A 17,645-nucleotide genomic window follows, 5' to 3' on the forward strand; every position below is an offset into this window, starting at 1 on the left:
CATGGGAATGGCCGAGTTCATTCCCGTTCTCCTTGAAGGCACCGCAGTATCCCTTCTGATTGCCGCGGCAGCGTCCTTGGTTGCCATCGTTATGGCATTCATGGCCGGATTTGCCAGGCTGTCAGACGTTCGCGTTCTGAGATGGATGGCGAATTGTTATGTCGAGTTCTTTCGAGGCACCTCGCTGCTGGTCCAACTCTTTTGGCTGTTCTACGTGTTGCCCCATTTTGGCATCTTGCTCCCGCCATATGGGGTTGCAGTTGCGTCCTTAGGGCTGAACATTGGGGCATATGGCAGCGAAGTTGTAAGAGGTGCAATTCTCTCAATACCTCGCGCCCAGATCGAGGCAACGATAGCGCTCAACATGACTAAGCGCTTGGCCATGCGACGAGTGGTGCTTCCCCAGGCGCTCCTCACGATGCTCCTCCCGTGGGGAAATCTTCTCATCATACTGTTCAAATCGACTTCAATCGTGTCGTTGATCACAATCCACGACCTGGCCTTTAATGCATACAACTTAAACATTCAGACATTTGAGACCGTTCCAATATATGCAACAACTCTCGCTATTTACTTTCTAATCGTTCAAGCGGTTGCCCTATCAGTCGCCGCTTTGCATCGCATCCTTGATCGCGGCAGCGCAGGCACGATGGCATGAACGAGTTCTTTGATCTCGGCTTTGCATGGGCCATCTTACCGGCAATACTTCAGAGTGCAATTGTGACGCTCGAGGCTACCGCGTTGGGATACTTCCTTGCGCTTCTCATCGGATTGCCTCTGGCGCTCGCCCGGCGTAGCTCACGCGTCATTCTTATTGCTTTGAGTTGGTCTTTCGTCGAATTGTTTCGATCAACGCCCCTCCTGATTCAGTTATATGTCGTTTTCTTTGTCGCTCCGCAATTTGGCATAACGCTGTCGCCTATGTCAGCTGGACTGCTCTCGCTCGGCCTGTACTACGGATGCTTCATCTCAGAAGTTTATCGGGCAGGTCTCAACGCCGTGCCACGAGGACAATGGGACGCGATACGGGCGCTGAATATTGGTGCTTGGCAGGCCTATCAACGGGTTATACTTCCTCAAGCTATCCCGCCAATGATTCCCGCCTTGGGGAATTTCCTGATCGATATGTTTAAGGCGACACCGATCTTGTCAGTCATTACCGTAATCGAGATGATGACAAGGGCGAAAATGATCGGTTCGGAGACATTCAGATACACGGAGTGCATCAGCATCGTTGGAGGTATATTCTTGCTACTCAGCTTGGCTTCCTCAATGATCATTCGAAAAGCAGAAACTTATTTCGGAATAGCCGCCCGCACGCACAGTGCAAACGCAAGCTGGTATCACAACTGAGGTGCCTTCCGCCTTGTCTGCCTGCAGGCAACAGTGAGTAATTCGAGAGCCTCGATAGGTGCGGCGCGGCAATCAGGATGGAAGTGCGTATTGCCGCATGTGGCGATGTTCCCGGTAGGCCTATTATTGCCTCATCTATTTTGCTCTCTAGCCAGGGGATTGACGGAAGCCGGTCGTACAACTGGTGGTCATCTCGAGCGCGCCGATGTCGCGCTCGGTGCTCGACCGAGCGCTTGCAAAGCCAACAGTCCGGTGATCGGGCGTGGTCAAAGCCGCCACCCGCCGAAGGCGGTGGCGCAACCAGCCTTGAGCACGGTCGATCACCGGTCTACTTCACACCGCCGTTCCTTTGCCCGGCGGCGGCGGGCTTTCCGGTGATGTGTCGATCACGTGAATTTGTGCTGCGTTTTCCCGCGAGCTAAACAACAGTGCGCTTGCTTGCTCGCTGCGCCACGATTTGAGAGGACGTTGAAGAGTTCGGAGTACCTTGCTCGGGTAAAGCCCGTGGCATTCTGCCTGAAGCTTGCAAAGGAGTTCGCTGCCGGTTCGCCACGGCTCGGCCTCGAACCGCGCAGCTGTGGCGTAGCCTTGACGAGCGGATCAGGGCGTCGTCGCTCACGCTTCGGCTTCGCAATTGGCCTGTCGGTCGGGCGCACCGCTCCTTCTTTCCCCGCGATCCGCAAGCTCGACAAAAACGGTTCGATCGGTCGCGCCGCAGTGGATGGCTTGCTGGGACGGCGGCAGTGAGACTGGCCAACTTCTCCTGCACGGCTCGGATATCGCGCAATAAGGTGACCGGATCTAGGCGGGCAATATTTCATTGACGCTGGCACGGATGGCATCAGGTGTTTTGCTTCGGCGACCAGCCGCTGATGTGGGGGGCGCGAGGGCGCCATACGTTTTGTGGACGCGCGCTCCGTCGCGCTCCTTTCGTAGCAATTTGAACGATGGCTGAAAAAAGTTCACGAACAAGCGGGCCGAACGGTAAAGCTGAGCCAGCAAAGCAGCCGCTTCGAGCCCCTCGAATCGACGGTAGCCGACCATTCGTCGGACACCGCGCCGTTCTTCCTGCACGAAGGCCTGATCGTTCTTGCGATAGGGGCGACAACGCGTGAAGACGATACCAGCCTGTTCGCAGTATACCTTCAAGATCTCATTCATGAACACAGAGTCGTTGTCGGTATCCAGACCCAGGAGCGCACACGGTAGCTGTTTACGAAGTTCGGTCAGAACCGTGCTCAACAGCTTCTGCTCACGCACCAGAAGTGGCGCGCATTCCGTCCAGCCGGTCGCGATGTCCGTGAGAACAAGCGTGTGGACGACTACCGCGCGCCGAGGGTCCGCTGTGGGCAACAAGATCGGCCTCGACCAACCCAGGAGCCGGATCTCCCCAATCCGCTGAAGTACAAATAGGGATGCTGCGTCGCAGAGCACTTGCCACAGAGCGACGACGCGGCCGACCGCTTTGCTCACGAACGCATCGAAGTGTCCGGTCGATCGTCGCCGCACTCATCGACAATAATTTAGCCCGAATCTCTGACGCTAGGTCGATATGGCCGTGCCGCTCCATCGACTCAATCAAGATCGGCAGCAGGGGCTTCAGAGGCTTGCCTCACACCCGGTCTGCAGCCTCCGAAAGCAGTATTTAGCGCATTTCGCTCCGCGTCTTGGTAGATCCGCGGACGATTGCGGCGACGCTCTGTCTGGCCCTCAGAATCGCAGCGCAGCAACCGCATCGCATGCTTCCGATGGAAGCCCGTGATCGCAACGAACTCGTCGAGGACGCGGCCCTTTTCGACTCGGCTCGACATCCTGTAGCGCCGCGCCAAACAGACTTCAATTCCTTGCGCCTCGCCATACTCAATCTCCTCATCGTTGTCCCTGCGCTCCCTTGCCAGGGGGAGCAATTTACGTGAGGCAACAACTCAGCATTCAGGAACATTTCTGGCGACGCAATGCGGCCTACCGGGAACGTCGCCACATCCGGCAATACGGCTTCCCATCCAGATTGTCGCGCTCTACGACAGGCGTCACAGAGCTGTCGGATGCCCCCTCGATCAGAGACGAAGGAGCGAGACAGAAATGCCAGCCGAACAAGAGATTGTTGATATGGTGATGAGCTACGGCTCGCTGGCAGTCATTGGCAAACTGAGTCTGTCCATGTGCAAGGGCCAGAAGCTAGTACTGATGGGTTTTTCGGCTCAGGCAAAAACGAATACGCTCACGCACCGTGATTATTCTCGAATCCACGGGAGCACTCGTACAAGTCACCCACGCTGAGTTGCGCACCGGCCGTGGAAAGACCGGAACGGGATTCCCGCAATTCACGCTGTTTCCTCACATGACTGCGGCCCAGAACGTGATCGAAGGCCGGTGTATGTTCTGGGGCAGCGTGTCCGCACCGCTCGATGCGGTGGAATGCCACTCCTGAAGCTAGTGGGCCTAGAAGATAAGAAAGATCACTGTCCAGCGTTGCTCTCTAGGCCGCAACAGCGCGTGCAACCGCCAGAGCATTGCCTGCGGGACCCACAATAACGTTCTTTAACTGACTGACTTCTACACTGGATCCCGAGTTAGTTAACGAAGTTCTCCAAAGTGATTGGTCAACTCAGCGCACTGGACGATCTAACGATCTTGATCCTGAGCCATTGCGCAAGAAGTTGCCGATCGGGTGTGCTTCTTTCACGATGTAAGAATTTACACGAAGGGCGACCGTAAGGTCATTATCAAAGTTCTTCAACGAGCGAACGCACTAATTCCTTTCTTCAAGTATTTCGCTCACACGATAACGCGATAGTCCAGATGAACGTGCGTCGACGAGTCTCGCGCGTAAGATGGACCGGTCCTCTTGATCGACGACGAGGAGCGACGCCGGCGCTGCACAGAGGTCGACTTGCGCCAATTAGAGGATCGACGCGAGCGTGGTGCGACAAAGAGTGGTGATATCGTATATGGGCAGTTTTGTCATTTCACGCATGGCCGGCGCGACGAGAGGAAATCCGGTGCATTCAAACAGAATAGCTGCGATCTCCGGATGAGCAGAGCGGATTTTTGTTATACAACCCATCACATCCTTCTCGATATCCCCAACTTCGGTCGGCGGGGGCGGGCGCTTCATTTCATTTTCCCACAACTTGCCACCTTCAGTTCCGGCGATAACCACCCGCGCGCGGTGAGCGGCGCTGTCGATCCCGAGCAGATCTTCTCCACATTTTGTCGAATCCGCGGTCAGGACTGCGAGCTTCGTCGCCGGCGGCAGTTGACGAATCAACGTCGGCACCAAGAGTAAACTTGACATTACCACCGGAACATTGACCGCTGCGGCGACCGCCCTCTGATGCCGAATAAAAAAGCCGCAGTTTGAACTTATAGCTACCGCGCCTCGCTCAACTAGGCGACGAGCGGCTTTGATGCAAGCCGCCTCAAGCGTCGGATCGCCACGAATGACGACATCCGCCCAAGCTCCTTGGACTGTTTCTAGTATGACTGGAAAGTCGTAAGTCGCGGGATTCAACAGCGAGTTTGGTCTCGGCGTGGACTGCGGCTGTCCCCGTTCCAGATTCAAAATTCCGAGAGAACGTGAGGTCTGCGTCATTTCAAGACTCCTAGCGCGAGACAACCATAGCACACGTTGAGGCGGGATTCCTTCCATCCGCCAGCCGCCCGGCCGAAATTGGGCAACAATACAACAGAGTACAGAGTTTTTCTTCGCCACAGTTGGCTCCGGCGGTTGTCAGCGCAGAGGTGTGACACCAGAGGCCGTGTCCTTGACCAGGGTCGTTGGAGTGCATGCTCTCGAAAGCTTGAAGTGCAATCCCAAGTCGTTTTGATCGTCGCACCTACGGAGCCATCGGTCCCCCCTTCGGAGCCATTTGGTAGTCGCGGGCGGCTCCTCACGGTCACTTGCGCGAGCCCGCTGAAGGCCTCTCCCACGTGAAAGCGTATTGTGAGCAGGCGAAAATTGTGTTCACGCGTCGCCGACCCCACCGTAAGAACGACTAGGCGTTTGTCGAACAGAAGAAAGGAGCCGTGGTCCGACGGATGCGTGGTTATCGGCGGTCTGAAGGGCTCGGGGCGGTTGCGTTGCTCGCAGAACTCTATCGCTCAGTGCGCACGATCGTGAACTTCTTCGGGCGTCGTTCAGGGTCATCGGAAAACAGCGCGATGGCACACGCGTCGATAAATCTTATAGTTCGCCGACGCCGCCCCATCGGTGGCCGGCAGAACCGACGCACCCGCGATGCGGTTTGGATCCGACTGCAGGAAATCTGCGTCAGGTTGGAGCCGGTCGCGTCGCTGCTGACATTCGGTCCGAGCAGCAACTCTGGCCGACCTTGCCGACGAGCGATTCGATTAGTGCGGCCCCGCCGATCGAATGTTTATCGCCAGCTTGCGAAAATCTTGGAAAGAGGCGCATCTCGACCGACGGGCCGGCCGATCCTAAAAGCGAACCGGGGTGGTCGTGCCCTGTTCCGCGCGTTCAGGTGACCGACAACTGCAGGAGTGCTTCGAGGGCGAGCCGCGGCGAACCCGCGCCGAGTTCCTGAGAAGGCTCCAGACGAAATATCAGGGCGCTTACGCTTCGATGTTGCTCGCTGTTCTCTGCGCAACTTTGCCGGCGAAGCCTTGAATGGCCTTCTAATCATGATAGCCCAGAAAATATACCAGACAGTCGAGGCGTAGAGGTCAGAGCGGGAAAACACCACATTTTCCTCGGTTGCCGCATATTTTCGACTATTATCCCTTGCATATGAGAGAAATACAGATCTGGACCGGTGTAGTCTCGTGAGAACAACAATGAGCTTGCCAGTTGCGTTTCGGAGGAAAATGGGATTGCGAATTGACGTACAGCAGGAGCTTCTGTAGGCGAGTCTGTTGACCGGATCGGTCCGGCTTGGCTGTCGGGAATTTGGGCGCGCCGGCATCCCAACTGTTCGAAGGTCATCTCGTCGTGATTTGCGCGACTGATCTCGGCCAGCCACGCCGCAGTTACCTTTCCGGTACTCGAGCTCCTCGCATCAAAGCGCCCGACTTCGCGCATGTCCGGCTTATCGTGCAATAAACGACTGTATTGTCTCAAGGGGAGTCAAAAATGATCGAACTACGTTATGTCTTGTTTCCGCGTACCGCATGCTTCGGTCGGGCATTGGCCACAGTGTTGGTCGCATCTGTTCTCAGTTCGCAGGTTTCTTCGGGCTTCGCGACCACGTTAGAAGAGGCGAAAGCAAACGGCGTCACCATCGCGTTAGCTAATGAGCCGCCCTGGATGAGGATGGACCCGGATGGCTCGCCGGCCGGGCTGGGCCCTGAACGTGATGAAGCCATTCTCAACGAGGTAGGGATCACCAAGTTTAGCGGGCAGATGATGGAATATGGGGCGATGATTCCTGCGATCCAATCTAAGCGCGCAACGATGTCCTCTTCCGGTGCTCTGTTTATAAAACCAGAGCGCTGTCAGGCTGTCCTCTTCTCAAATCCCGTGAGTTGTGGCGGGGAGGCACTCATTTTGCCGAAAGCCTTGGTCGCCAAAGTGAAATCTTACAAGGATATCGCCGACCAAAACCTGAGGATCGGCGTCTGCGGCGGCTGCACTCAACAAAGGCTGGCGATCGATGCTGGGGTCAAACCCGAAAATATCGTCGTATTCCCCGATGGGATGAGCGGAATGAAGTTGCTGAGCGACAAGCGCATCGATGTGTTTGCAAACGACAATGCGACTGTGGCTGATCTGCAGAAGCGGATGGGTGACCCCTCAGTCAATCAGGTCGTGCTTGCCGCTGGTACAAAGTTGTCGTGCGCTGCCGCGGCATTTAACAAGGACAGCATCGAGCTGCGGGACGCCTACAATGAAGGGCTCCGAAAGATTCTCACCAGCGGCAAATACGTGGAATTGATGAAGCGGTACGGGCGAGAAGACAGCATGATCGGAGTTGGCGAAATTGCAACCGAGCAGCTCTGCGCTAAATGAGAGGGTTACAGAAGCGAGATACGCTCTGACCGAGCGTATCTCCGCTTTGGGCCGTAGTTTGCCGAGGGTGATCGCAATCTGCACTCTCCTTTGCCTCGCAATGAATCGCCGACTATCCGTTTGGAAACGCTATGATCGAACCAATCGTGGAATTCAATGACGTCCACAAGCTTTTTGGAGCACATCCTGTCTTGACGGACCTAAGCTTCAGCGTCTCGCCGGGTGAGAAGCTCGCGTTGATCGGCGCTTCTGGCTCGGGCAAGACCACAATCTTACGGATCTTAATGACCCTTGAGACGATCCAAAGCGGTAGCGTTTTGGTCGGCGGCAGACCGCTCTGGAGTGCGGAGACAACCGCTATGAGCCCACGCCGGCGAGAGGCCCATCTTCACGAAATGCGCTGCAGCATTGGAATGGTGTTCCAGCAATTCAATTTGTTCCCACACATGTCGGTTTTGCGTAACATTACGCTGGCGCCTGTACTTACGCGCGGAATTAGCGAGGCCGAAGCCCGGGAACGCGCGATGGACTTGCTCGAGATGGTCGGCATGGCCAACAAAGCCAACGCCTTACCAGCCGAATTGTCAGGTGGCCAAAAGCAGCGCGCAGCAATCGCGCGGGCTCTCGCACTAAAGCCGAAGATCATGCTGTTCGACGAAGTCACTTCGGCGCTTGATCCGGAACTTGTCGAAGAGGTGCTCAACGTCTTGCGCACGCTCGCGATTGACACCGATATGACAATGCTGCTCGTGACTCATGAAATGAGCTTCGCTCGGGACTTTGCGGATCGAGTCCTGTTCCTGGATGCTGGCCGTATCGTCGAAGAAGGAGTGCCCGGAGAGATATTTCGAAATCCGCAGCAAGAGCGAACTAAACACTTCTTGCGCAAGATAGTCGCAGCAGGACTGAGTCTCTAAATGCCGGCGTCATTCGAGTTCATTGTTGTTATTCTATCTGGCGCGATCCTCACTATAGAGCTGACGGTGTTCGGAAATTTGTTGGCCCTGGTGGTCGCTTTCACCGTGGGGTTCGCGCGCCTTTCCCGGGCAGCTTCTTTGCGAATTCCTGCAACAATTTTCACCGAGTTCTTCCGCGGCACGTCGATGTATGTCCAACTCTTCTGGGCTTATTTCGTGCTTCCACTATTCGGTTTCGCGTTAACGCCGTTCGAGGCGGCCATTCTCATTCTGGGACTGAACTCCGGCGCATATGCATCGGAGATCGTTCGCGGCGCAATGCTCGCTTTACCGCGAGAGCAGATCGAAGCGTGCGTTGCCCTCAATCTGGGACGCTGGCAGCGGCTGCGCCACGTGCTGCTGCCCCAAGCGCTCCTTCTAATGATTCCTCCGTTTTCGAACAGCGCCGTGGAATTGCTGAAAGCCACTTCTATTGTGTCGTTGATCTCTCTTTCGGAGATGGCGTTCCGCGCGCAAACCGTGCGCGCTCAAACCGGCGACACGGCGATCCCGTACGTCACGATACTGACTGTATACTTTGTACTTGCGATAGTGATCTCGACCTCGATGCGGCTGCTGGAGCGACGCCTGAGGGCCCAGCCGGGCAAAGCAGTGGCATCAACAAGCCCGCGATCAATATCCGGCTTGTTTCCATACCGGTCGTATGCGTTACGACGGCGACGCTTGTTCCGCCGTTGAATCCCTCTGGCAGAAGCATGTCTCAACTCAGGTCATCAGAAGGATAGAGGATGGAGTGGAACTGGTCGTTCGCTTTCCAGATATTTCCGCAGCTTGCCGAGGGAGTAAAAGTTACTGTGCTCGCAAGTGTCCTCGGTTCAGTTCTTGCCATGTTGATCGGTTTGGCGATCGCCATCGGTAGGCGTTCTGCGCAATCGGGCGTCGCTTTAGCTCTTCGCTATTTTGTCGAATTCGTTCGGGGGACGCCGTTTCTTATTCAACTGTACGTCGCCTTTTACATGTTGCCAGATATTGGAATTCTTCTTAGCCCACTTACCGCCGGCGTACTCACGCTAGGTATTCACTATTCTAGCTACACGTCTGAGGTGTTTCGCGCGGGTATCGAAAACGTCGAGCGTGGCCAATGGGAGGCCGCGAGAGCGTTGAACCTGATGCGTTTTCAGGTGTGGAGGCATGTCATTATTCCGCAGGCGTTACCTCCGATGGTCCCTGCGCTCGCCAACTACGTCGTCGCCATGTTCAAGGAAACACCGCTCCTTTCCGTCATTACTGTAGTGGAATTGATGTCAGAGGCGCGCATTGTTGCTAACATCAACTATAGGTACCTCGAACCAATCACAATGGTTGGCGCCTTCTTCTTAGCGGTCAGCGTACCTTCGGTCATAGCATTGCGTTATCTCGAGCAACGTTACGCATTAGGACGCCGACGGACAAATGCGTTCACCTTCTAGGGTCTTCTGCACGAAGGAAGACACTTGACTACTAAGAGGAGTACTATGGCTGACTACCTTTCCACGAAGATATTCGAGGGAACTGCAGGCACGTCAAAAGCAGTGGCTCGCATCGGGCTGATACTCCTTTCGACGGACGAGGTTGGCGGGGAGGCCTTCGGATCGATCATGCCTAAGGACGAGGTCCTAGTTTTTAGTACCAGATCTGCGTACGATCACACTGGAACGGGCTTCTCACTATTGACGTCCTTTTCAGAAGTTGCGAACACGCTCCCGCCGGCTGGTCGGTTGGATGTGTTGGCTTTCGGTTGCACGAGTGGCAGCATAAGGCTGGGCGTGCATAATTTGCTCGCCGAACTCGCGGAAGCGCGGCCTGGCGTGAAGTACACCTCACCCGCTATTGCCGGCCTGAAGGCGCTCAATCGCATTGAGGCCAAGAGAATTGCACTGCTTACGCCTTACGAACTCCAGACTCATCACCAACTCTCTTCGTTCTTTCGCGAGAATGCGTTCGAATTAACGGCAGATGGTACCTTCGGAAAATCGACTGATGCTGAAATTGGGGAACTGAGCCGCGACGCTATTTTCGGTGCAGCCAAGGCTCTCACCCAAGCGAAATTGCCGGACGCTCTCTTTATCTCCTGCACCGCAACGCCGATTGTTCCACATATCGAGAGCCTGGAGCGGGAGCTCGGAATACCTGTCATCACGAGTTCCCAAGCGATGGCTTGGGATGCTCTTCGGCTCGCCGGTTATCGCAAGCCGATAAAGGGAGTCGGGGCTTTGTTGGCGTCACAGCGCTAAGGTCCGCATCGGTGAGTTGTTCACCGTCATTCAATTGGAAGAGTGAGTATGATTGGGGTCGACGCTATCCGGGATGCGCGTAGGCGCATCGCTGATCACATACTCTGCACACCGCTTGTGGGGTCGCCCGGATTATCCGCACTTTGCGGTAGCCCGGTAAGTTTGAAGCTTGAGCACTACCAATCAACAGGCAGTTTTAAGTTGCGCGGAGCGACCAACGCGATCCTGAAGCTTACTGCTGCCGAGCGGGCAAGAGGAGTTGTAGCTGCCTCGACTGGCAATCATGGTCGCGCCCTTTGTCATGCGGCCCGCGCGGTCGGCTCGCGCGCAACAATCTGCATGTCGAGGCTGGTACCAGAAAACAAGGTCGAGGAGGTTCGCCGGCTCGGAGGAGACGTGCGGATCGTCGGCTTGTCGCAGGACGATGCGCAAAAAGAAGTCGAGCGTCTTGTGATTGAAAGCGGACTGGTGATGGTGCCGCCTTTCGATCACCCGGAGATCGTTGCTGGACAAGGAACAATTGGCCTTGAGATCGTCGCAGCCATGCCTGATGTCGCGACCGTACTTGTGCCGCTGTCCGGCGGTGGGTTAGCCGCCGGTATCGCAGCTGCGGTGAGGGATATGCGACCAGCCGCGAATGTCATAGGCCTTACCATGGAAAACGGCGCGGCGATGAAGGCAAGCCTTGATGCTGGTCGGCCGGTGCTCGTCGACGAGTTGCCGAGCCTTGCCGATTCGCTTGGCGGTGGTATTGGCCTCAACAACGGGGTGACCTTCACTATGTGTCGCGCCTTGCTCGACGGGGTAGTGCTCGTGACAGAAGCAGAGATCGCTGCCGGTATTCGTTATGCTTACAACGAAGAACGTGAAATCCTCGAGGGCGCCGGAGCTATCGGTATTGCCGCATTGCTTGCTGACAAAATCCCTAACCTAAGGGGACCGATAGTCGTGGTTCTTTCCGGCCGAAATATCGATATGCGACTGCACCGGTCTGTCGTTGAGGGGCAAAACACGGTGTTTCGATAGGAGGACTGATGCCCAAGTTGAAAGTTCTGACAGAGCGCGAGCTTAGGCAGTTGGTTTCGCTAGACCAGATGGCGGTCAACTGCATCGAGGACGCGTTCCATTCGCTAGCGACTACGAGAGTCGCGATGCCGCCTGTCCTCAGGCTCGATATCCCCGAACATGGAGGTGAGGTAGACGTCAAAACGGCTTACGTGCCTGGCCTTGATAGCTTTGCTATAAAGATTAGCCCCGGATTTTTTCACAATCCGAAGATAGGTCTGCCAAGCGTCAACGGGATGATGGTATTGCTCTCCAGCACTACTGGTTTAGTGCGAGCGATAATGCTGGACAATGGGTACTTGACCGATGTGCGCACCGCCGCAGCTGGTGCTGTGGCAGCAAAATATCTGGCCCGCAAGGACGCTTCAGTGGTTGCCGTATTTGGGGCCGGAAATCAAGCGAGGCTCCAACTGCAAGCGCTCACGATGGTCCGGCCTCTCAGGGAGGCCCGCATCTGGGCCCGCGACGTCTCAAAAGCCGACAGACTTGTCCAGGAACTCTCTGCGAAATTTAGCTTCGTTGTAAGGCGCCATGCCGATCCGGTAGAGGCTGTAGCTGGCTCGCACATAATCGTCACGACTACACCTGCCGATCGGCCCATCCTAAACGCGGACTGGCTTGAACCCGGACAGCACATAACGGCGATGGGATCGGATGCCGAGCAAAAGAACGAAATCGATCCAGTCGCGATCGCCCGTGCGGATCTTTATGTACCCGATAGCCTCGGACAGAGCCGACGGTTGGGGGAACTTCACCACGCGATTGCCGCGGGCGCGGTCTCGCCGGATGCAAGGTTTCCAGAGCTAGGGGAGATCATTGCAGGGACCGCGACGGGCCGCGAGCACGATCGGCAAATCACCATCGCTGATCTTACTGGCACCGGCATTCAGGACACCGCCATTGCCGCGCTTGCGTTTGCGCGCGCGGAGACTGCAGCAGCGGGCTCGATATTTGAAAGCTAACAAACCGCTTGGGATAGTCGCACTTCCCTTTGACCACCTTCACAAGACCAACTGCATGGAGCGAAGCCGATGACAATTAGCAAAGGACCCCAGGCGTTTCCTAGGGCCGAGTACCTGCGAAGACTCGCCGCGCTCAAATCGGAAATGGCACGACGCGGTGTCGAGACCCTGGTCGTCTTCGACGCGAACAACATAACTTATCTTAGTGGGTACACGGCTACATCTGGCTATGTGCCGCAGGGGCTTCTTGTTTGCAGCGGCGATGAGGAACCGACCTTCATTCTTCGTCGTCAAGACGCGCCCGCAGCGATCCACCAAACGTTCATGGAACGCGATAAAGTCATCGGCTATCCCGAAGCTCTCATTGGAAACCCAGAGATGGATGGTTATGACACAGTTATTGATTTCATTAACCAAATGGACGCTGCGAGCCGCGGTGTAGGGCTGGAAATGAGCAGTCTTTCGGCTAAATCTGCAGAAAAGTTCAGGAGGCGACTGCCGAACGCTAGACACGTTGATTGTAGCAATGCGGTAACATGGATTCGACTCATCAAATCCGATCTTGAGATCGCCGTGATGCGGGAAGCGGCCGCGATTTCCGATGCTGCGATTCTGCGAGCCGCTGAGGTGATCCGTCCTGGTGTGCGGGAAGCTGATGCTGTTGCCGAGATCGCGGGGACCTTGATTCGGGGTGTGAACGGCAACGCGGGGACGAAGCTCGGGCCGATCAGTTTGTGCTCCTCGCCACGTACAGGTACGCCTCATATCTCATGGAGCGAAGATGTCTTTCGCCAGGGCTCACAGATCAACCTTGAACTTGGCGGCGTTCGGCACGGCTATTGTGCTGGTATCATGCGCACGTTTTCGATCGGCGCTCCTTCTGATCGTCTCCGTCGCCTACATGAGGCGGAGCTCGCAGGCCTCGAGGCCGCACTTAGCGCAGTGCGTCCGGGATCTACCTGTAGCGATGTCGCAAACGCATTTTATCGAACTCTTGAGAAGCATAATTTTAGAAAGGACTCCCGTTGTGGTTACGCCCATGGGATCGGGTGGCTCGAGCCGACTGCGAGCTTGAAAGATGGAGATCTAACAGAGCTGAAGCCGAACATGACCTTCCATCTGATGCTCGGGAACTGGATTGATGAGGAGTTCGGGTACGTACTTAGCGAAACCTTCCGCGTTACCGAGTCCGGCGTCGAAGTATTGACGAGTGCACCGAGGAAGCTTTTTGAGCTTAGCTAGGAAGTCGAGGATGCTCTGACAACGACGGCCCCACGTCCGAAACAGCTCTCTCGAGAGCTGTTTCGGCCGCGCCTTCTCGCCGACGGCCCATTGCAGCACAGGAAGGCCGCTGCCTACTTTGCGAAAGGAAGCGACATGAAGTTCGGCTTCATCGCGAAGCACCGGAACGTCTGGCCGGTGGCATGGCTATGCGAAGCAATGGGGGTATCGCGGTCGGGCTCCCATGCCTGGCTGGACCGATCGCCCAGCGCCAGATCCCGCAGCGACGAAGCGGCCGGCCTAAAGGTGAAGGCAAGCTTCCTTGCCAGCGACCGGACCTACGGGCCACGGCTTTCTGGAGAGACCTTTTGGCAGACGGCATCGAATGTGGTCTGCATCGGATCGAGCCACTGATGCGCCGTAAGCGTAGCGCTGCGGCCCTTTTGAATGACGCTTGACGTCTATTTTGTTCGCGTGGCGCGTCGCCGCGGTTTCCATGTGTCGGACAACGCGTTGACGGCGGCCTCGAGGGCCTTCCGGTCGATCACGTTGGGATCGAACCGCTCCGTACGCCTCCGATGGGGGCCGTCTTGCGTGAGGGTTGGTAATTCGCGAAGCGTGTGACCTTAAGTCTAGCTTTAAGGTCATCAGGCGATGCGGGTCGAGGTTTTAGGCGGGCTGGAGCGGCGGCGGCGTTGGTCGCAGGACGACAAGGCACGGATTGTCGAGGAGACGTTGGCACCGGGCGCGAAGGTAACTGAGGTTGCGCGGCGCAACGGAGTAGCGGCCAGCCTGGTGTTTACCTGGCGTCGACAAGCACGGACATCGGAACAAGTTGCACCATCTTTTACGCCGGTGCAGATCGCCGCCGTAGCGGCTTCGACTGAAGAAACTGCGAAGCTTTTGCCTACGGTTGATGGCCGAGTTCGCTCGGCGGCAGCCGCACGTACTGGATTGATAGAGATCGATCTCGGCAACCGACGGTGCATCCGGGTGGATGCGCACGTCGATCCGGAGGCGCTGGCGCGGGTCCTCGATGTGCTTGGACGCCGATGATTGCTGTACCAGGGAATGTGCGAGTGTGGCTGGCGACAGGCTACACGGATATGCGCAGAGGCTTTCCGTCGCTGGCCCTCCAAGTGCAGGAGGTGCTGCACAAAGAACCGCTCAGCGGTCATTTGTTTGTCTTCCGCGGTCGCCGCAGCGATCTTGTGAAGGTGATCTGGCACGATGGTCAGGGAGCCTGCTTGTTCACAAAAAAACTCGAGAGAGGAAAGTTTATCTGGCCATCGGTTGCCGGTGAAGCGGTAACGATCTCGCTGGCGCAGTTGAGCTATCTGCTGTCCGGGATCGATTGGCGCAATCCGCAAGAAACCCAGCGGCCGACGCGGGTCGGATAATCGTTTTGGGTTTGAATCTGATGCTCGATCTGATTCAATGGCGTCATGACATCGAAGCCGGACGACCTTCCTTCGGATCTCACGAGAGCCTACCTTGCTCTGCTGGCCGAGCGCGAGGCGTTGCAGGCTGAACGCGATGTGGCAGTCGCGGATGCCGCCAACGCGCGGGCGGAGCTATCGGACAGCGAGGTGCTGATCGCTCATCTTGAGCTACGGATCGAGAAGCTCAAACGCGAACTGCACGGGCAGCGCTCCGAGCGCACGGCGCGTTTACTCGAGCAGTTGGAATTGGAGCTCGAAGAACTCGCCACCACGGCGACCGAGAATGAGCTTGCCGCGCAGGCCGCAGCAGCGAAGACGCAGAACGTTCGCCCCTTCATGCGCAAGCGGCCGGTTCGCCAGCCATGGCCGGACGACATCGAACACGAGCGCGTCGTCATTGAGGCTCCAACGAGCTGCGCCTGCTGCGGTGGATCTCGGCTGGCGAAGGTCGGAGAGGATGTGACCAAGACGCTGGAGGAGATCCCGCGTCGCTTCAAGGTGATCGAGACGATACGCGAGAAGTTCACCTGCCGCGATTGCGAGAAGATCAGCCAGCCGCCGGCACCGTTCCATGCCACGCCGCGCGGCTTCATCGGTCCGCAATTGCTGGCGACAATGCTGTTCGACAAGTTCGGCATGCATATCCCGCTCAATCGCCAGAGCGTGCGCTTCAAGGCTGAGCGGATCGACCTGCCGCTGTCGACGCTGGCCGACCAGGTCGGCCACGGAACCTTCGCCGTCATGCCGCTGTTCCAGCTGATCGAGCGTCATGTGCTCGCGGCCGAGCGCCTTCATGGCGACGACACCACTATCCGCATCCTGGCGAAGGGCAAGTGCACGACCGGCCGGATCTGGACCTATGTGCGGGATGACCGGCCGTTCGCCGGGCCTGCGCCGCCGGCGGCGGTCTATTATGCCTCGGGCAACCGACGGGGCGAACATCCTCAGAAGCATCTGGCCGCCTTCGCCGGCATTCTGCAGGCGGATTGCTATGGCGGCTTCGAGCCGTGTTCGACCCAAAAAGGAAAGCAATGCCGATCACGCCGGCGTTTTGCCTGGCCCATGCGCGGCGGGGATTCTTCGAACTGGCTGACATCGAGAAAGCCGCCCGGGAAGGCCGCAAGGGCAAACCGGTCTCCCCGATCGCGCTGGAGGCGGTCAGGCGTCTGGATGCGTTGTTCGAGATCGAGCGCGCCATCAACGGCCGTAGTGCCGACGAGCGGCGTGCCGTGCGCCAGGAGCGGAGCAAGCCGCTGCTCGACGACATGCATGACTGGCTGCTCCGCGAGCGAGAAAGCCTCTCGCGCTCCGCCGAGGTCCTGAAGCCCATGAACTACATGCTCAAGCGCTGGGACGACTTCGTCCGCTTCCTCGACGATGGCCGGATCTGCTTGACCAACAATTGCGCTGAGCGTGCATTGAGAGGCATTGCCTTGGGAAGGCGCAACTGGACCTTCGCTGGTAGCCAACGTGGCGCCGACCGTGCCGCGATCATGCTGACGATGATCACGACCTGCCGCCTCAACGACGTCGATCCAAAGGCCTGGCTCGCCGACGTCCTCGCCCGGATCGCCGATCTTCCCGCGTCGCGGCTGCGCGAACTGCTGCCCTGGGAATGGAAGCTCCTGCACCAAGCCGGCAAGTCCGCCGATCAGCAAGCCGCCTGACCTTCACGCAACGCCATCGTAGAACTCGCCGCGCTCGCGCGCATGTGTCAATCAGGCGGCCTTCGTCGTATGCGTACACCGCTCCGGGCCCCAGCGGCGCATATGTTCGTGCTCCGGATGAGCAGGGTCGCTGATGGCGTCGAGGTATTCGGCATAGCCTGGCGCACCGCCGACGTCTTCCGGAGGACAACGACCGGCGGCCTCGAGCAGGAAGGGCATGCCCTCCGTCGTGGTGTTGTCGAACCATTTTTCGAGCTTGATCACATGGTCCCAGCTGTCGCCGAAGTCATAGAGATAGTGGATCGTCTTGGCGCCGGTCTCTCGAACGATATCGCAAAGCCGCGCTTTACGGGCATCCATGGGCTGGTGGCCGTAATCATTGTCGGGGTCGGGAATCCCCCAATGTGCCTCACCAGCAAAGAACTCGAAGAGGCGACTGTTCGTCCAGCCGAATGCCTCCTGAAGCGTCAGATGCAACCGTTCAAGGCGCAGGGTAACGGGTACGACAAGGCGACGCATCACCTCCGGCTTCACATCCTTGAGAGTTACCTTGATCCGGACCGCGGTCGTGTTCAGGCTCATGCCGCCAGCCTCGGATCGTGTGCATGCATCGTGTAGATCGATGCCCAAGGGAGCAGTTCGTCCAGTCGCGCCGCAGGCCAACCATTGACGAGCTTCGCGAGAACATCAGCGAGCCAGCGCTCGGCACTGACGCCATTGAGCTTACAGGTTTATGCCGCCCGCCGAACTATGCCGAGTCGGATCGTTTTCCCCAGA

Annotated in this window: 15 protein-coding genes and 3 pseudogenes; 14 read left to right on the plus strand and 4 right to left on the minus strand. The window is 57.3% G+C overall.

Annotation, left to right across the window (positions count from 1 at the left end; genetic code table 11):
* The first annotated feature begins 7 nt into the window (after positions 1 to 7).
* Positions 8 to 658 carry an ectoine/hydroxyectoine ABC transporter permease subunit EhuC gene (ehuC, locus tag AC0L2O_RS29085; protein ID WP_473372151.1) on the plus strand — a complete coding sequence of 217 codons (651 nt, stop codon included), beginning with the start codon at positions 8 to 10 and terminating at the stop codon, positions 656 to 658.
* Positions 655 to 1,353, plus strand: a complete 699-nt coding sequence (gene ehuD, locus AC0L2O_RS29090; protein ID WP_473372152.1) for an ectoine/hydroxyectoine ABC transporter permease subunit EhuD — start codon at positions 655 to 657, stop codon at positions 1,351 to 1,353. Before ehuC (AC0L2O_RS29085) ends, ehuD (AC0L2O_RS29090) begins: the two co-directional genes overlap by 4 nt.
* Before the next feature lie 333 nt (positions 1,354 to 1,686).
* Here the strand turns inward: ehuD (AC0L2O_RS29090) and AC0L2O_RS29095 are convergent.
* Positions 1,687 to 3,226: pseudogene (locus AC0L2O_RS29095) on the minus strand (ISNCY family transposase).
* Between the two features lie 1,029 nt (positions 3,227 to 4,255).
* Positions 4,256 to 4,948 carry an aspartate/glutamate racemase family protein gene (locus tag AC0L2O_RS29100; RefSeq protein WP_473372153.1) on the minus strand — a complete coding sequence of 231 codons (693 nt, stop codon included), beginning with the start codon at positions 4,946 to 4,948 and terminating at the stop codon, positions 4,256 to 4,258.
* A gap of 1,497 nt (positions 4,949 to 6,445) precedes the next feature.
* Here AC0L2O_RS29100 and ehuB point away from each other — a divergent pair.
* From ehuB to tnpC, 12 genes and pseudogenes are all read left to right on the plus strand, one after another.
* Positions 6,446 to 7,321: an ectoine/hydroxyectoine ABC transporter substrate-binding protein EhuB gene (gene ehuB / locus AC0L2O_RS29105; RefSeq protein WP_473372154.1), complete on the plus strand. Its 876-nt coding sequence runs from the start codon at positions 6,446 to 6,448 to the stop codon at positions 7,319 to 7,321.
* Positions 7,322 to 7,452: 131 nt separating this feature from the next.
* Entirely contained in the window at positions 7,453 to 8,238 is a 786-nt protein-coding gene (gene ehuA / locus AC0L2O_RS29110; RefSeq protein WP_473372155.1) for an ectoine/hydroxyectoine ABC transporter ATP-binding protein EhuA, read from the plus strand.
* The gene (gene ehuC, locus AC0L2O_RS29115; RefSeq protein ID WP_473372156.1) at positions 8,239 to 8,976 is read left to right on the plus strand and encodes an ectoine/hydroxyectoine ABC transporter permease subunit EhuC; all 738 of its coding nucleotides are present in this window, start codon (positions 8,239 to 8,241) and stop codon (positions 8,974 to 8,976) included. It abuts the gene before it with no gap.
* Between the two features lie 50 nt (positions 8,977 to 9,026).
* Entirely contained in the window at positions 9,027 to 9,707 is a 681-nt protein-coding gene (ehuD, locus tag AC0L2O_RS29120) for an ectoine/hydroxyectoine ABC transporter permease subunit EhuD (RefSeq protein WP_473372157.1), read from the plus strand.
* Between the two features lie 45 nt (positions 9,708 to 9,752).
* The gene (locus AC0L2O_RS29125; protein WP_473372158.1) at positions 9,753 to 10,511 is read left to right on the plus strand and encodes a maleate cis-trans isomerase family protein; all 759 of its coding nucleotides are present in this window, start codon (positions 9,753 to 9,755) and stop codon (positions 10,509 to 10,511) included.
* A gap of 48 nt (positions 10,512 to 10,559) precedes the next feature.
* Positions 10,560 to 11,537 carry a hydroxyectoine utilization dehydratase EutB gene (gene eutB, locus AC0L2O_RS29130; RefSeq protein WP_473372159.1) on the plus strand — a complete coding sequence of 326 codons (978 nt, stop codon included), beginning with the start codon at positions 10,560 to 10,562 and terminating at the stop codon, positions 11,535 to 11,537.
* A gap of 8 nt (positions 11,538 to 11,545) precedes the next feature.
* Entirely contained in the window at positions 11,546 to 12,538 is a 993-nt protein-coding gene (eutC, locus tag AC0L2O_RS29135) for an ectoine utilization protein EutC (RefSeq protein ID WP_473372160.1), read from the plus strand.
* 69 nt (positions 12,539 to 12,607) lie between these two features.
* Positions 12,608 to 13,780: a M24 family metallopeptidase gene (locus AC0L2O_RS29140; RefSeq protein ID WP_473372161.1), complete on the plus strand. Its 1,173-nt coding sequence runs from the start codon at positions 12,608 to 12,610 to the stop codon at positions 13,778 to 13,780.
* Between the two features lie 98 nt (positions 13,781 to 13,878).
* Positions 13,879 to 14,178 (plus strand): annotated as a pseudogene (locus AC0L2O_RS29145) (IS3 family transposase); the annotation flags it as partial.
* Positions 14,179 to 14,413: 235 nt separating this feature from the next.
* On the plus strand, positions 14,414 to 14,815 hold the full coding sequence (tnpA, locus tag AC0L2O_RS29150) for an IS66-like element accessory protein TnpA (RefSeq protein ID WP_085357272.1): 402 nt from the start codon (positions 14,414 to 14,416) through the stop codon (positions 14,813 to 14,815).
* Between the two features lie 23 nt (positions 14,816 to 14,838).
* Positions 14,839 to 15,159, plus strand: a complete 321-nt coding sequence (tnpB, locus tag AC0L2O_RS29155) for an IS66 family insertion sequence element accessory protein TnpB (protein WP_425304745.1) — start codon at positions 14,839 to 14,841, stop codon at positions 15,157 to 15,159.
* 45 nt (positions 15,160 to 15,204) lie between these two features.
* Positions 15,205 to 16,868, plus strand: a protein-coding gene (gene tnpC / locus AC0L2O_RS29160) for an IS66 family transposase (RefSeq protein WP_085357270.1) whose coding sequence is annotated in 2 segments (ribosomal slippage) — positions 15,205 to 16,210 and positions 16,210 to 16,868 — 1,665 coding nt in all. Because the reading frame shifts where the segments join, the coding sequence is not laid out codon by codon here.
* 51 nt (positions 16,869 to 16,919) lie between these two features.
* Here tnpC and AC0L2O_RS29165 read toward each other — a convergent pair.
* Entirely contained in the window at positions 16,920 to 17,450 is a 531-nt protein-coding gene (locus AC0L2O_RS29165) for a plasmid pRiA4b ORF-3 family protein (RefSeq protein ID WP_473372162.1), read from the minus strand.
* Positions 17,447 to 17,599: pseudogene (locus AC0L2O_RS29170) on the minus strand (transposase domain-containing protein); the annotation flags it as partial. The pseudogene AC0L2O_RS29170 and the gene AC0L2O_RS29165, both read right to left, overlap by 4 nt.
* Positions 17,600 to 17,645: the final 46 nt, after the last annotated feature.

The sequence above is a fragment of the Bradyrhizobium sp. Kon10 genome (assembly GCF_055807395.1).